At 69.3% G+C, this 14,379-nt stretch carries 14 protein-coding genes and 1 pseudogene; all 15 read left to right on the forward strand.

The window, feature by feature from the left end:
- Nucleotides 1–136: 136 nt before the first annotated feature.
- The 15 genes and pseudogenes from secE (at nucleotide 137) to GEV43_RS18740 (ending at nucleotide 14,359) form a co-directional block, all read left to right on the forward strand.
- Nucleotides 137–385, forward strand: a complete 249-nt coding sequence (gene secE / locus GEV43_RS18675; RefSeq protein ID WP_160821799.1) for a preprotein translocase subunit SecE — start codon at nucleotides 137–139, stop codon at nucleotides 383–385.
- A gap of 101 nt (nucleotides 386–486) precedes the next feature.
- Nucleotides 487–1,398, forward strand: coding sequence for a transcription termination/antitermination protein NusG (gene nusG / locus GEV43_RS50505; RefSeq protein WP_309239708.1), 912 nt, complete (start codon nucleotides 487–489; stop codon nucleotides 1,396–1,398).
- Nucleotides 1,399–1,621: 223 nt separating this feature from the next.
- Nucleotides 1,622–2,050 (forward strand): 50S ribosomal protein L11, encoded by a 429-nt coding sequence (rplK, locus tag GEV43_RS18685; RefSeq protein WP_160821800.1) that lies wholly within the window; start codon nucleotides 1,622–1,624, stop codon nucleotides 2,048–2,050.
- Between the two features lie 62 nt (nucleotides 2,051–2,112).
- Complete coding sequence (gene rplA, locus GEV43_RS18690) at nucleotides 2,113–2,829, forward strand: 50S ribosomal protein L1 (RefSeq protein ID WP_160821801.1); 717 nt, start codon at nucleotides 2,113–2,115, stop codon at nucleotides 2,827–2,829.
- Between the two features lie 174 nt (nucleotides 2,830–3,003).
- A complete protein-coding gene (locus tag GEV43_RS46890; protein WP_164717140.1) occupies nucleotides 3,004–3,906 on the forward strand; it encodes a hypothetical protein in 903 nt (300 codons plus the stop codon).
- Between the two features lie 185 nt (nucleotides 3,907–4,091).
- Nucleotides 4,092–4,964 (forward strand): LppX_LprAFG lipoprotein, encoded by an 873-nt coding sequence (locus GEV43_RS18695; RefSeq protein WP_160821802.1) that lies wholly within the window; start codon nucleotides 4,092–4,094, stop codon nucleotides 4,962–4,964.
- A gap of 171 nt (nucleotides 4,965–5,135) precedes the next feature.
- Nucleotides 5,136–6,047, forward strand: coding sequence for an LppX_LprAFG lipoprotein (locus tag GEV43_RS18700; protein WP_160821803.1), 912 nt, complete (start codon nucleotides 5,136–5,138; stop codon nucleotides 6,045–6,047).
- A gap of 284 nt (nucleotides 6,048–6,331) precedes the next feature.
- Nucleotides 6,332–6,943: a 50S ribosomal protein L10 gene (rplJ, locus tag GEV43_RS18705; RefSeq protein WP_160821804.1), complete on the forward strand. Its 612-nt coding sequence runs from the start codon at nucleotides 6,332–6,334 to the stop codon at nucleotides 6,941–6,943.
- 59 nt (nucleotides 6,944–7,002) lie between these two features.
- Nucleotides 7,003–7,392: a 50S ribosomal protein L7/L12 gene (gene rplL / locus GEV43_RS18710; protein ID WP_160821805.1), complete on the forward strand. Its 390-nt coding sequence runs from the start codon at nucleotides 7,003–7,005 to the stop codon at nucleotides 7,390–7,392.
- A 599-nt stretch (nucleotides 7,393–7,991) separates the two neighbouring features.
- A complete protein-coding gene (locus GEV43_RS18715; RefSeq protein ID WP_160821806.1) occupies nucleotides 7,992–9,092 on the forward strand; it encodes an ABC transporter ATP-binding protein in 1,101 nt (366 codons plus the stop codon).
- Nucleotides 9,092–9,943 carry an ABC transporter permease gene (locus GEV43_RS18720; RefSeq protein ID WP_175250629.1) on the forward strand — a complete coding sequence of 284 codons (852 nt, stop codon included), beginning with the start codon at nucleotides 9,092–9,094 and terminating at the stop codon, nucleotides 9,941–9,943. The genes GEV43_RS18715 and GEV43_RS18720 overlap by 1 nt, the downstream gene beginning before the upstream one ends.
- Nucleotide 9,944: 1 nt before the next feature.
- Complete coding sequence (locus GEV43_RS18725; RefSeq protein WP_160821807.1) at nucleotides 9,945–10,796, forward strand: ABC transporter permease; 852 nt, start codon at nucleotides 9,945–9,947, stop codon at nucleotides 10,794–10,796.
- A gap of 76 nt (nucleotides 10,797–10,872) precedes the next feature.
- A pseudogene (locus GEV43_RS18730) lies at nucleotides 10,873–12,173 on the forward strand (MCE family protein).
- Nucleotides 12,170–13,201: an MCE family protein gene (locus GEV43_RS18735; RefSeq protein WP_160821808.1), complete on the forward strand. Its 1,032-nt coding sequence runs from the start codon at nucleotides 12,170–12,172 to the stop codon at nucleotides 13,199–13,201. The pseudogene GEV43_RS18730 and the gene GEV43_RS18735 overlap by 4 nt, the downstream one beginning before the upstream one ends.
- The gene (locus GEV43_RS18740) at nucleotides 13,202–14,359 is read left to right on the forward strand and encodes an MCE family protein (protein ID WP_160821809.1); all 1,158 of its coding nucleotides are present in this window, start codon (nucleotides 13,202–13,204) and stop codon (nucleotides 14,357–14,359) included.
- Nucleotides 14,360–14,379 lie beyond the last annotated feature (20 nt).

Genomic DNA, 14,379 nt, shown 5'->3' on the forward strand with positions numbered 1-14,379 from the left:
TGCGGTGCGCGCACCCGTTCCGTCCACGTCGTGGCGCGCCGTGTCATGGCACACGCCATGGCACACGGCGATGCGGGTCCGCGCGGCAACCACATCACGGTGGTTGATCACGACCTATGAGGTGAACGGCGGCACAATGGCGACTGAGACTCGCGGCGACGCCGCGGCGAAGGACGAAGGCAAGGGCAAGCCCGCTCCGAAGCGGACCTCGCCCGCTCTCTTCGTGCGCCAGGTCATCGCCGAACTGCGCAAGGTCATCTGGCCCACGCGCCGGGAGCTGATCACCTACACGACCGTGTCCCTGGTCTTCGTGCTGATCATGGTCGCGCTGGTGTCCGGCGTCGACTGGGGCCTGCAGAAGGGCATCTACGCCGTCTTCGGCTGATGCCGCCGCCCGCAGGGCGGCGCCACCGCGGTCCGGCCCGCACCGCAGTCCGACCGCGCCACAGAACGAACCCCGCAGACCGTACGAGAGAAAGAGTCACCGTGTCCGAGCCCTCACAGCCCTACGACGAGGCCATCGAAGAGGCCCAGTCCGCTGCGGCTGCTGCGGCCGACCAGCCGGACGAGGCGGCCGCGGACGTGTCCGCCGACGCCGGCACCGCCGACACGGAGACCGAGGGCGCGGGCACTCCCGCCGCCGACACCGCCGAGGCCGCCGACGTGATCGGCGCCCAGCCGGAGAACGTGTCCGAGGCCGACGCCGAGGGAGGCGAGGCCGCCGCCGACGCCGAGTCGGAGGGCGACGCCGAGGCCGAGACCCAGGTGGAGGCCGAGGAGGAGGCGGAGGCCGAGGCCGGCCCTCCGGTCGACCCCTACGCCGAGTTCAAGATGCAGCTGCGGCTCCAGCCGGGCGACTGGTACGTCGTGCACTCCTACGCGGGCTACGAGAACCGGGTCAAGACCAACATCGAGACCCGCACGCAGACCCTCAACATGGAGGACTACATCTTCCAGATCGAGGTCCCGCAGCACGAGGTGACCGAGATCAAGGGCGGCAAGCGCCAGAAGGTCAACGAGAAGGTCCTGCCGGGCTACATCCTGGTCCGCATGGAGCTCACCGACGAGTCGTGGGCCGCGGTCCGCAACACGCCCGGCGTGACCGGGTTCGTCGGCCTGCTCAACAAGCCGTCCCCGCTGAGCCTGGACGAGGTCGCCAACCTGCTGGCCCCCGAGCCCGAGGAGGGCGCGGTCAAGGCCAAGGAGCAGGCCAAGGTCGCCGCCACCGTCGACTTCGAGGTCGGCGAGTCGGTCACCGTCATGGACGGCCCGTTCGCCACGCTGCCCGCCACGGTCAACGAGATCAACGCCGAGCAGCAGAAGCTGAAGGTGCTGGTCTCGATCTTCGGCCGGGAGACCCCGGTCGAGCTGTCGTTCAACCAGGTCTCCAAGATCTGACCGGCCCGCTCCGGGCAGGGCCTATCCTGGACGGGTCGTCCCCGCGCTCGCGGGGCCGGTCCACCCGAGTTCTCGCGCCGGTCTCCGGCGGCGAGCCTTCCCGCGCCCTCGGGCGCGCGTGGATCGTACAAGCGGTTCCTACATGGCGGCCAGAGTCCCAGCCGCCGTGTTGCCCGGTGACGGGAGTCGGAGCCATCGCTGACAATGGGACAGAGGAGCGCGCATGCCTCCGAAGAAGAAGATCGCCGCGATCGTCAAGGTGCAGCTCCAAGCGGGCCAGGCGACCCCGGCTCCGCCGGTCGGTACCGCCCTCGGTCCGCACGGCGTCAACATCATGGACTTCTGCAAGCAGTACAACGCTGCCACGGAGGCCCAGCGCGGCAACGTCATCCCCGTAGAGATCACCATCTACGAGGACCGGTCGTTCTCGTTCGTCACCAAGACCCCGCCGGCCGCGCAGCTCATCCTGAAGGCCGCGGGCGTCGAGAAGGGCAGCGGCGAGCCGCACAAGACCAAGGTCGGCTCGGTGACCCGCGACCAGGTGCGCGAGATCGCCACCACCAAGATGCCCGACCTGAACGCCAAGGACCTCGACGCCGCCGAGAAGATCGTCGCCGGCACCGCCCGTTCGATGGGCATCGAGGTCAAGTAGGCCAACCCGGTGGAAGGGCCGTGGCGCGGCCCGTACCACCCGTCCACGCGAGGAGTGGATCTGTGAAGCGCAGCAAGAGCTACCGCACCGCGGCGGAGAAGATCGACCGCGACCGGCTCTACAGCCCGGTCGAGGCCGTCCAGCTCGCCAAGGAGACCGCGGTCACCAAGTTCGACGCGACCGTCGAGGTCGCCCTGCGGCTGGGCGTGGACCCCCGCAAGGCCGACCAGATGGTCCGCGGCACCGTCAACCTGCCGCACGGCACCGGCAAGACCGCCCGCGTGCTGGTCTTCGCCGGCGGCGCGAAGGCCGACGAGGCCCGCGAGGCCGGCGCCGACATCGTCGGGTCCGACGACATGATCGAGCGGATCCAGGGCGGCTTCCTGGACTTCGACGCGGTCGTGGCGACCCCCGACCAGATGGGCAAGGTCGGGCGGCTCGGCCGGGTGCTCGGCCCGCGCGGCCTGATGCCGAACCCGAAGACCGGCACCGTCACGATGGACGTGGCGAAGGCCGTGTCCGACATCAAGGGCGGCAAGATCGAGTTCCGGGTCGACCGGCACGCCAACCTGCACTTCATCATCGGCAAGGCGTCGTTCGACGAGCGGCAGCTCGTGGAGAACTACGCCGCCGCGATCGAAGAGGTTCAGCGGCTCAAGCCGTCGGCGGCCAAGGGCCGTTACGTCAAGAAGGCCGTGCTGACCACGTCGATGGGGCCGAGCATCCCCGTCGACCCCAACGTGGTGCGCAACATCGCGGGCGACGGCGCCGACGCGTAGCGGTCACGCGAGGCGGCAAGCCGAGAGTACGTGTGACAGGGCGTTCCCGACCGGGAACGCCCTGTCGCCGTTTCTGGGCGGTTCGGATGGGTTACACGAATTCAGTCCGGAAATGGTCATTTGTGAGGGCCGTTCGCTTTGTTACCGGTGGGGTCGTTGGTGTTGAATCGGCTCGTGAACCGTCGAACGGACCGGGCCATCGCGATCTCCGCCATCAGCGCGGTGGTCCTCGTGCCCACGGCGATCCTGGCCGTGATGAAGACGGGCGGCTCGTCGCCCAAGGACCCGGGTGAGATGCCCCCGGCGGCCATAGCCGCGCAGAACGATCCGACCAGGATCGGCAACGGCGGCCACGCTCCGAAGACTCCGGCGGGACCGTCCGCCCCGCTGCCCGGCTCCGGCGTCCCCGGCGCCCCCGGCGGCGGAACCGGCGGAGGCGGTGCGGGCGGCGGTGGCAAGGGCGGCGGCTCGGGCTCGGGCGGCGGCTCCTCGAAGCCGTCCGGAGGCGGCGCCGCCTCGCTCACCTCGTTCACCCGCGTGACGGACGTGCGGCTGTCGGGCGCGGCGAACGGCGACTACGAGCACCAGCGCGAGACCGCGTCGTTCACGCTGGCGCCGAACTTCGCGCTGAACGCGGTGGGCGTCAGGGAGAGCATGAAGGGCGGCAAGCTCGTCAAGGTCACGCAGAAGGTGATCGTGAGCGGCCGGACGATGCGGGGCTTCGACGGCAAGAAGTGGACCTCGAGCAAGCTGACGGCGACGCAGCTCAGCAAGCTGAAGAACGAGTCGGACCCGCGCCAGTTCACCTACCTCGTCAGCTCGGTGCCGGGCGTGGGCAGGACCGGGCCCGACCGGTACGGCTCGACGCACTACCTGGCGAAGGCGCTCATGGGCGACGTGTCCGCGCGGCTGCCGAAGAACGTCGCGGCGCAGATCCGCAAGGTGCTGCCGGACGGCACGGGCGTCTCGCTCGACCTGTGGTCGGACCGTTCGAGCCGTCCCTCGTGGATCGGGCTGAACGCGGCGGTGCCGGGCGCGAGCTTCAACGGCTCGATGACCTTCAAGTCGTACCGCTAGGACGGGCTCCAGGAGCCTCCCGCGCGTGTCCCCGGCGGCCGGTGGGCCGTTAGGCGGCTTCGCGCCGGGGTACGCCGCTGGTCGTACCGGCGGGTGCCCCATTCGTCCCCACGGGGGATGTAGCCCGCCGGGCCCCCGGAGAGACTGGGATCACCCAGTAGGGCGATCAGGGAGGCACGTTTCTCATGAACCGACGATTCGCGGTGGCCGCCGGCGGTACCGCCGTGGGCGCCGCCCTCCTCCTGTCCGGATGCGGCGGGGACGGGTCCAGCGGCACGACCACGGAGAACATGAAGCTGAGCGCCGGCGAGGCGCTGCTGAAGTCGTCGCAGAAGACCGGGCAGGCCGACACGTTCAAGGCCGACCTGACGGTGAACGACACCGGCGACGGCGGCGGGAGCGTGCACGCGACCGGGCAGTTCCGGCTGAGCCCGGAGCTGTCGTTCAGCGCCAAGCTCGACGACTTCGCGCGCGGCGGCCAGTCGGTGCCCGCGGTGAAGGGGCAGGCGATCTTCAAGGACGACGTGCTGTACGCGCGCGTCCCGCAGCTCGCGCAGTTCGTCGCGGGCGGCAAGCCGTGGCTGAAGATCGACGTCAACCAGATGTCGCAGCGCACCGGCTTCGACGTCAAGGGCCTGATCGACCAGGTCCAGCGGGTGAACCCGGCCGAGCAGACCAAGATGTTCACCGGCTCGAAGGACGCGCGCAGGGTCGGCGAGGAGACCGTCGACGGCGTCAAGACGATCCACTACACCGGCACGGTCACCGTGCAGGACGCGCTCAACCGGCTCGACGCGCAGGCGCGCCAGAAGGTGAGCACGTGGTTCCCGAGCGGCGCGGCCAACGAGAAGATCAGCTTCGACCTGTGGACCGACGGCGACAACCTGCCGCGCAAGCTGGTGTCGAAGGGCACGGCGAAGAACGGGCAGTCCGGCACGGTGCAGGTGCTCTACAGCGACTACGGCAAGTCGTTCGGCGTCAACCCCCCGCCGTCGGACCAGGTCGGGAACCTCTCGCTTGGAGGCTTCCTCGGCGGCGGATCGACTCCCCACAACTGACCCGATCCGGATCTCAGGTGACATCCGTCCCACACGGGCAGATGAACCCCAGTAGGCTCCCGTGCGTCTGACCTCAGGCAGACCGAACGAGGCGGACCGAACGCCACATCGCGCGGACGGCCGGCGGCCGGTCGTTCCGGCCGCCGACCACGCAGGACAGGGAGCCCACAGATGATCCGTCGCTTCGCCGCGGCCACGGCGGTGGCCTCCGGCCTCGCCCTCTCGCTCACCGGCTGTCTCGGAGACGCCGGCGACAAGGCGGGCGAGGCCGGCAAGAACATCAAGCTGACCGCCGCCGCGGTGCTCGGCAAGACCGCCGAGAACACCAGCAGGACCGACACGTTCAAGGCCGACATGTCGATGCGGATGACCGAGGCCGGCCAGGGCGACGTGTCGATGAAGGGCACGATGCAGTACCGCACCAAGCCCGACCTCGCCTACAGCATGAACTTCTCCGAGCTCAAGGCCGCGGGCCAGGACACGGGCGGGATGGAGCAGATCCTCGTCGGCCGGACCATGTACATGAAGATGCCGATGCTGGCGAAGCTCGGCGGCGGGGCGGGCCGCAAGCCCTGGATGAAGGTCTCGCTCGACGAGCTCGGCCAGAAGTCCGGCATGAACATGGACCAGCTCCTTGAGCAGTCCCGCCAGATGGACCCGGTGCAGAACACCAAGCTGCTCACCGCGTCCAAGGACGCGCGCAAGGTCGGCGAGGAGACCGTCGGCGGGATCAAGACCACCCACTACACCGGTACGTACCGGATGGCCGACGGCATCGCGAAGCTGCCCGCCGAGCAGCAGGAGAGGGCCCGCAAGACGCTCAGCAAGGCGGGCATGGACTCCATGGCGTTCGACGTGTGGGTGGACCGGCAGAACCTGCCGCGCAAGATGGAGATGAAGTCGCGGAGTGCGCAGACGCCGATGACGGTGACGATGACGTACCGCGAGTTCGGCAAGCCGGTCCAGATCGCGGCGCCGCCCGCGGACCAGGTGACCGACTTCAGCGCGATGCTGAAGGGCCTCGGCAACCTCGGCGGCTCGGGCGGCGCCGGCTCGGGCGCCCCCTCGATCCCGCGGAGCTGACCCGTCCGATCGCGGGGTGCGGCATCGGCGCCGCGCCCCGCGATTTGGCTATCCGGGGCGCGTTCGCTTACCCTGTGGACTGCCGAAGACCGCCGGTCGTCACCCTTCACGGGGTGTCCGAAGGACCCGATTCGTTCGGGCGGCCCGCGTAGGTGAGACGAGAGCTTCCCGCATGACCTCCGCGTCGTGCCCGACGCCCCGTGCGCCTGCGCCGGGGCGTTCGCTGTTTCCCAGGACTTTTGCGCCCCGGCGGCTTCCTCACCCAGGTATCGGAAGGAGGCCCGATGGCCAAGGCCGAGAAGGCCGCGACGATCGCCGAGCTCAAGAAGGAATTCGAGAGCTCGAGCGGCGCCGTGCTGACCGAATACCGCGGGCTCTCGGTCGCGCAGCTCAAGGAGCTGCGCACCAATCTCGGCGAGAACGCGCGTTTCGCCGTGGTGAAGAACACGCTGACCAAGCGGGCCGCGAACGAGGCCGGCGTCGACGAGCGGTTCCGTGACCTGCTCGAAGGCCCGTCCGCCATCGCGTTCGTCCACGGGGACGTGGTCGAGGCCGCCAAGGGCCTGCGTGACTTCGCCAAGGCCAACCCGCTGCTGGTGATCAAGGGCGGCTTCGTCGACGGCCAGTCGGTGGACGCCGCCGAGATCGGCAAGCTCGCGGACCTCGAATCGCGCGAGGTCCTGCTCGCCAAGCTCGCCGGTGCGATGAAGGCGTCGCTGTCGAACGCGGCCGCGCTCTTCAACGCCCTGCCGACGCAGACGGCCCAGCTCGCCGAGGCGCTGCGCGCCAAGCGCGAGGCGGCCGGCGAGACGGCCGAGGCTCCGGCCGACGCGGCTCCGGCCGCCTCGGACGACGCCCCGGCCGAGGCTCCCGCGGACGCGGCGCCCGCCGAGTGACCGAGACCCACGCGGTCCAGCAACACCCAGTTACGTAGCCATAGCGGAGGACACACATCATGGCGAAGCTCAGCACCGAAGAGCTGCTCGACACCTTCAAGGAGATGACCCTCCTGGAGCTCTCGGGCTTCGTGAAGGAGTTCGAGAAGGTCTTCGACGTCAAGGCCGCCGCCCCGGCCGCCCAGGTCGTGGCCGCCCCCGGCGCCCCGGCCGGCGGCGCCGAGGAGGCCCCGGCGCAGGACGAGTTCGACGTCATCCTCGAGGGTGCCGGCGACAAGAAGATCCAGGTCATCAAGGAGGTGCGCGCCCTGACGAGCCTCGGCCTCAAGGAGGCCAAGGACCTGGTCGACGGCGCGCCGAAGCCGCTCCTGGAGAAGGTCAACAAGGAGACGGCGGACAAGGCCAAGGAGGCCCTGGAGAAGGCCGGCGCCTCGGTCACCGTCAAGTAAGGCGCTTCAGCCTCACGAGCTTTCGGGGCCGCGCGGCGCGCGTCCCCACCGCTCTCGGAAGGCGGTCATCCCACAGCGTGGGGTGGCCGCCTTCTCCCTTTTCCGGACGGGCCGCGCGGGGGTTTCGGCCAGGGGAGCGTGCGTGCTGTGCCGGAGCCAACGCGGCGCGGGCGGGCGGTCGAAAAACTGTGCACAAGTGACAAGCCGTCCGGCCGAAGCGCTTCCCCGAGCCGCTTGTGGGGCCTCGCGAGGGCGGCGTAGCGTCCTCCTCGGCACCGCGGCCCCAGGAGACCCGTCCGGACCCGGTCGTATCTCCCACCCCTGGCTTGAGGTGCACGTTCTTGGACCAGTAGTCTCATAGGAGACGTAAGTAACGATTGTCTTACGACGTCACATTTTGCCACTGTTCCGGCCCCGAACCTCTTCCATTTGTGCCACGGGCCGCTACGGTAGTGGCACCCGCCACGGCTACCGATCGGTAGCAAACGGCCGGGCACCCGGTGTGACGACAACCGCAACCGCACAGCCGACCACGGCGACAGTCTGAGTACTACTCGCTCATGGGTTCCGGATTCCCCGGCCTGGACGAAAGGTGACGAGTGGGCGTCGAGATCAGGGTCGAAGGTCTGACCAAGGCCTTCGGCAGCCAGACCATCTGGCAGGACGTATCGCTAACGCTGCCCGCAGGAGAGATCTCCGTGCTCCTCGGGCCTTCCGGCACGGGCAAGTCGGTCTTCCTGAAGTCGCTGGTCGGGCTGCTCAAGCCCAACCGCGGGCACATCTGGATCGGTGACCGCGACCTGCCGTACCTCCCCGAGTCGCAGCTCTACGACACCCGCAAGCTGTTCGGGGTGCTGTTCCAGGACGGCGCGCTCTTCGGGTCGATGAACATCTACGACAACGTGGCGTTCCCCCTGCGCGAGCACACCAAGAAGGGCGAATCCGAGATCAAGCGGATCGTCATGGACAAGCTCGAACTGGTCGGCCTCCTCGGTGCCGAGGGCAAGCTGCCCGGCGAGATCTCCGGCGGCATGAAAAAGCGCGCCGGCCTCGCCCGCGCGCTCGTGCTCGACCCCGAGATCCTGCTGGTGGACGAGCCGGACTCCGGTCTGGACCCCGTCCGCACGGCCTACCTCAACCAGACGATCGTGGACCTGAACGCGGAGATCGGCGCGACGTTCCTGATCGTCACGCACGACATCAACACCGCGCGGACCGTCCCGGACAACATCGGCCTGCTGTTCCGCCGCGAGCTGGTGATGTTCGGGCCGCGCGAGATGCTGCTGTCGAGCGAGGAGCCGGTCGTGCGCCAGTTCCTGAACGCCCGCAAGGTCGGCCCGATCGGCATGTCGGAGGAGAAGGACGTCTCCGAGCTGGAGGCCGAGGCCAAGATGGGCCTGGAGGTCGGCAAGCTGCCGCCCATCCCGCCGCAGCTCATGCCGTCCGACGGCCGCGTGCGGCCCAACCAGCACGCCCCCGGCTCGTGGTGCGCCGCGCACGGCGTGACGCCGCCGCCCGGGTCGTTCATCGACGACCTCGGCCGCAACTGGGTCGAGGAGTGGCCGCGGTACGTGGCGTCCATGGCGCCCGTCGGCGGTCCCGCCGCGGCGCCCGGCGCGCCGGGCGGCCCCGGTCAGTTCCCGGGCGGGCAGGTGCCGGGGCAGCCCCCGGGCCGGCCGGGAGCGGGTGCGGGCTACTGATGTCATCTCCTGGTATCGGCGCGGACCAGCGAGAGGGCAGGAAGGGGGGTGGCGCCTCGGCCACCCTCCGCAAGATCTCGGACGGCGCCGCCAACGTCGCCATCAAGGAGCCGGGGCGCTTCTTCGCCCTGTGCCTGGACACCGGGCGGGCCGCGTTCCGGTGGCCGTTCCAGTGGCGCGAGTTCATCGAGCAGGCGTGGTTCATCGTCAGCGTGACGGTGGTGCCGACGATGCTCGTCGCGATCCCGTTCGGCGGCATCCTGTCGTTGCAGGTCGGCGGGCTGATCCGGCAGCTCGGCGCGCAGTCCTACACCGGCGCCACCGCGGTGGTCGCGATCGTCCGCGAGGCCAGCCCGCTGGTCACCTCGCTGCTGGTCGCGGGCGCCGCGGGGTCGGCGATGTGCGCCGACATCGGCTCCCGCAAGATCCGCGAGGAGATCGACGCCATGGAGGTGCTCGGGATCAACCCGCTGCACCGGCTGGTGGTGCCGCGGACCCTCGCGTGCGCGTTCGTCGCGCTGTTCCTGAACGGCCTGGTCTCGGTCGTCGGCCTGATCGGCGGCTACGTCTTCAACGTGATGCTCCAGGACGGCACGCCCGGCGCGTACCTGGCCTCGTTCAACGCGATCGCGCAGCTCCCCGACCTGCTCCAGGCCGAGCTCAAGGCGTTCGTGTTCGGCATCACCGCCGGGCTCGTCGCGGCCTACAAGGGGCTGAACGCGAAGGGCGGCCCGAAGGGCGTCGGCGACGCGGTCAACCAGACCGTCGTCATCACGTTCATGCTGCTGTTCCTGGAGAACTTCATCCTCTCCACCCTGTACTTCCAGTTCGTCCCCCAGAAGGGCATGTGAGATGGCGGCCTCAGGCAACACGGGGCGGCCGTCGTTCTTCCGGTGGCTGAACGTTCCGCTCCAGCGGCTGGAGGACTTCGGGCACCAGCTCTCGTTCTACCTGCGCGCGTTCGCGTGGGTGCTGCGGGTGCTGCGCCGCTACCGGACCGAGGTGCTGCGGCTGCTCGCGGAGGTCTCGCTCGGCACCGGCGGGCTCGCGGTCATCGGCGGCTCGGTGGTGATCGTCGGCTTCATGACGTTCTTCACCGGCAGCCAGGTCGGCCTCCAGGGCTACAACTCGCTGAACCAGATCGGCACCGCCGCGTTCACCGGGTTCGTCGCCTCGTACTTCAACACCCGCGAGATCGCGCCGCTGGTGTCGGCGCTGGCGCTGTCGGCGACGGTCGGCTGCGGGTTCACCGCGCAGCTCGGCGCGATGCGGATCTCCGACGAGATCGACGCGCTGGAGGTCATGGCGGTCCCCTCGATGCCGTTCCTCGTGACGACCCGGATGATCGCCGGGATGATCGCGGTCGTCCCGCTCTACACCGTCGGCCTGCTGGCCTCGTACGGCGCGACGCGGGTGATCGTCACGATGTTCTACGACCAGTCGACCGGCACCTACGACCACTACTTCAAGCTGTTCCTGCCGCCCAACGACATCATGTGGTCGTTCGGGAAGGTGATCATCTTCTCGGTGCTGGTGATGCTGATCCACTGCTACTACGGCTACCACGCGAGCGGCGGCCCCGCGGGCGTCGGCGTCGCGGTCGGCCGCGCGGTGCGCACCAGCATCGTGGTGATCAACGTGGTGGACCTGATGCTCGGCATGGCGATCTGGGGAGCGACCACCACCGTACGGATCGCGGGGTGACGGCGCGATGACCCATGTCTCGAACCCGGAGGGCGGCATGCCGCAGCGGGTGCGCTACCGGCTGCTCGGCCTGTCCATGGTCGTGGTGATCGCGCTGCTGCTGGCGCTCACGGTCGCGCTGTTCAACAAGGCCCTCACGCCGGTGCTGCGGGTGAAGGTCGAGGCCGAGCGCGCCGGGCTCCAGCTGCTGCCCCGTTCGGACGTCAAGGTCCGGGGCCTGATCGTCGGCGAGGTCCGCAGCACGAAGGCGACGGAGAACGGCGCCGTGCTGAACCTCGCGATCGACCCCGACAAGGCGAAGCTGATCCCCAGCAACGTGCAGGCGAGGCTGCTGCCGAAGACGCTGTTCGGCGAGAAGTACGTCGACCTGGAGATCCCGGCGCAGGCCGGGCCGGCCGGGCTGCGCGGCGGCCAGGTCATCCAGCAGGACCGCTCGCAGGCCGCCGTCGAGATCGACAAGGTGCTCGACAACCTGCTGCCGCTGCTCCAGGCGGTCAAGCCGGAGAAGCTGAACGCCACGCTGAACGCGGTCGCGACCGCGCTCCAGGGCCGCGGCGACCAGCTCGGCCGCAACCTGGAGCAGGCCGACGCGCTGCTGAAGAAGATCAACCCGCAGCTCGGCACGCTGGTGTACGACCTGAAGGGCCTGTCGGACGTGTCCGACATCTACAGCGCGGCGGCGCCGGACCTGCTCCAGACGCTGCGCAACCTGAACGTCACCAGCAAGACGGTCACCGACAAGCGCCGGACGATCGAGGACATCATCCCGATGGTCACCGGCTTCTCCAACGACACCGACCGGTTCATGCGGCACAACGCCCGAAGATCATCGGGGTGAACGTGGCGAACCGCGAGGGCCTGGAGCTGATCGCCCGCTACTCGCCGTCGCTGCCGTGCGTGTTCCGCGGGCTGGACAAGCTCCGCCCGGAGATGGAGCGCGTCGCCGGCGCGGGCGACTCCAAGACGTTCAACCTGACGATCGAGGTCGTCAAGCCGCGGCCGCCGTACAAGTACCCGCTGGACCTGCCCGAGGCGAAGGACCAGCGCAACCCGCGCTGCTACAACCTGCCGAACCCGAAGGTGCCGTTCCCCGACTACCTGGCGCTGGACGGCACGCAGGACGACCTGTGGTGGAAGAACCCCGACGACCCGAACGGCGGGCACGGCGGCGGGCAGGCCCCGGCGCGCGCCGCCGGGCAGGGCCGCGGCCGGTCGGTGTCGAACGTGTTCGTGGACCCGGGCACGGCGATGAGCGAGAAGGACAAGATCAAGAATGTCGTCGGGCCGATGATCCGCACCCCGGCGAACGAGGTGTCGGACGTGGCGCAGCTCATGTTCGGGCCGGTCATGCAGGGATCGGTGGTGACGGTCAGGTGAGGACGACGAGCGCGGCCGTCAAGCTGGCGATCTTCGTGGCCATCACGTCGGTGACCACCGGCATCCTGGCGATGACGATCTCCAACCTCCGCTTCCAGGACACCCGCAGCTACAAGGCGGTGTTCACCGACGTGGCCGGGCTGCTCGACAACGACGACGTGCGCGTCGCGGGCGTCCGGGTCGGCCAGGTCGAGCACATCGAGCTCTACAAGGGCGACAAGGCCGAGGTCACGTTCAAGCTGAACAAGGACGGCGTCTTCGCGGCCGGGCTGCCGAAGTCGACGCAGGTGCAGGTGCGGTACCGCAACCTGATGGGCCAGCGCTACCTGGCGTTGGACGAGGGGCCCGGCAGCGCCAACGACTACCTGCGTCCCGGCGGCGTGATCCCGGTCTCGCAGACCCGGCCGGCGCTGGACCTCACCGTGCTGTTCAACGGGTTCCGCCCGCTGTTTCGCGCCCTGGAGCCCGACGACGTCAACAAGCTGGCGTTCCAGATCGTCCAGACCCTCCAGGGGGAGGGCGGCACGGTCAACAGCCTGCTCGCGCACGTCGCGTCGCTGACCAACACCCTCGCCGACCGCGACCAGGTCATCGGGCGGGTCATCGACAACCTCAACAACGTGCTCGGCACGATCGACCAGCGGCACGACGAGGTCAACCGGCTGATCACCGACCTGCGCGGGTTCGTCAGCGGGGTCTCCGACGACCGCCAGGCGATCTTCAACTCGGTGGAGGCGATCAACGGCCTGGAGGGCACCACCGCCGACCTGCTGCGCGACGCGCGGCCCGACCTGAAGAGCGACATCGCCGGGCTCAAGCAGCTCACCGGCACCCTGAACGACAACAGGGCGGTGCTCGACAAGGGCCTCAAGCGCACGCCGGACCGGCTGGAGAAGCTGGTGAACATCTCCTCCTACGGCTCCTGGTTCAACATGTACATCTGCGGTCTCGACGCGCGGGTGCGGCTGCCGGGCGGCCCGGTCTACCAGACCCCGGCGATCGTGAACGAGAACGCGAGGTGCAAGTAGATGAGGATCCCGTTCCGGGAGCGCAACCCGGTCCCCATCGGCCTCACCGCGTTCGCCGTGATCATCGTCGCGCTGCTGCTCGCGATGAACCTGAAGAACATCCCGTTCGTCGCGGGCGGCACCGAGCACACCGCCTCGTTCAAGGAGGCCGCCGGGCTGAAGTCCGACGAGGAGGTCCGCATCGCGGGCGTCAAGGTCGGCGAGATCTCCGGCCTGGACCTGGACGGCGACCACGTCAAGGTCACCTTCCGGGTGAACGACGGCGTGCGGCTCGGCGACCTGACCCGTGCCGAGATCAAGATCAAGACGGTGCTCGGGTCGCACTACCTGGCGCTGGTGCCGCGCGGCGGCGGGCGGCTCGGCCGCGACATCCCGATCGAGCGCACCAGCACGCCGTTCGAGGTCGTCCCGGCGATCAGCGAGCTGACCAAGCGGGTCAGCAAGATCGACTACCAGCAGGTGGCGAAGTCGTTCGACGTGCTGTCGGACACCTTCAAGAACTCGCCGGAGGAGATCCGGGCGTCGCTGAAGGGCCTGCGCCGGCTGTCGGACACCGTCGCGTCCCGCGACGACCAGATCCACGAGCTGGCGGGCAAGGCCAAGAACGTCACCCAGCTCCTCGCCGACCGCAACCGCGACTTCACCAAGCTGGTCGAGGACGGCGACGAGGTGCTCCAGGCCGTGCAGGCCAGGCGGGCGGTGATCCACCAGCTCCTGATCAACACGGTGTCGCTGTCGCAGCAGGTCAACGGGCTGATCAAGGAGAACGAGGCGCAGCTGCGGCCGATGCTGGCCAACCTCCAGAACGTCAGCGAGGTGCTGCTGAAGAACCAGGACAACCTGGACCGGATCCTCCAGCTGTTCACCCCGTTCGCCCGCCAGTTCTCCGACGTCACGGGCACCGGCCGGTGGTTCGACTCCTACATCCAGAACCTCCTGCCGATCCCGGCGTCCATCAAGGACCCGCAGAAGAGCGGGGGAGGGAGCGGCGCCCGGGGCCCGGCCCAGCAGCAGGCCGTCCCGCCCGCGCAGCCCGGCGGCCGGCAAGGGCAGCAGGGACAGCCCGGCGGCCAGCAGGGGCAGCAGGGACAGCCCGGCGGTCAGCAGGGCGGCGACCGGTCCGGAAACCAGAACAACCCGCTGCCCTTCCTCCCGTGAGCACCAGCAGGCAGGTATTC

Source organism: Actinomadura sp. J1-007, from assembly GCF_009793335.1.
In the GTDB taxonomy this organism is placed as follows: domain Bacteria; phylum Actinomycetota; class Actinomycetes; order Streptosporangiales; family Streptosporangiaceae; genus Spirillospora; species Spirillospora yumaensis.

Bases quoted from the DNA above. Each gene is read 5' to 3' on its own strand.
- secE (WP_160821799.1), top strand. From the start codon at position 137: ATGGCGACTGAGACTCGCGGCGACGCCGCGGCGAAGGACGAAGGCAAG.
- rplK (WP_160821800.1), top strand. From the start codon at position 1,622: ATGCCTCCGAAGAAGAAGATCGCCGCGATCGTCAAGGTGCAGCTCCAA.
- GEV43_RS18695 (WP_160821802.1), top strand. From the start codon at position 4,092: ATGAACCGACGATTCGCGGTGGCCGCCGGCGGTACCGCCGTGGGCGCC.
- GEV43_RS18700 (WP_160821803.1), top strand. From the start codon at position 5,136: ATGATCCGTCGCTTCGCCGCGGCCACGGCGGTGGCCTCCGGCCTCGCC.
- rplJ (WP_160821804.1), top strand. From the start codon at position 6,332: ATGGCCAAGGCCGAGAAGGCCGCGACGATCGCCGAGCTCAAGAAGGAA.
- rplL (WP_160821805.1), top strand. From the start codon at position 7,003: ATGGCGAAGCTCAGCACCGAAGAGCTGCTCGACACCTTCAAGGAGATG.
- GEV43_RS18720 (WP_175250629.1), top strand. From the start codon at position 9,092: ATGTCATCTCCTGGTATCGGCGCGGACCAGCGAGAGGGCAGGAAGGGG.
- GEV43_RS18725 (WP_160821807.1), top strand. From the start codon at position 9,945: ATGGCGGCCTCAGGCAACACGGGGCGGCCGTCGTTCTTCCGGTGGCTG.
- GEV43_RS18740 (WP_160821809.1), top strand. From the start codon at position 13,202: ATGAGGATCCCGTTCCGGGAGCGCAACCCGGTCCCCATCGGCCTCACC.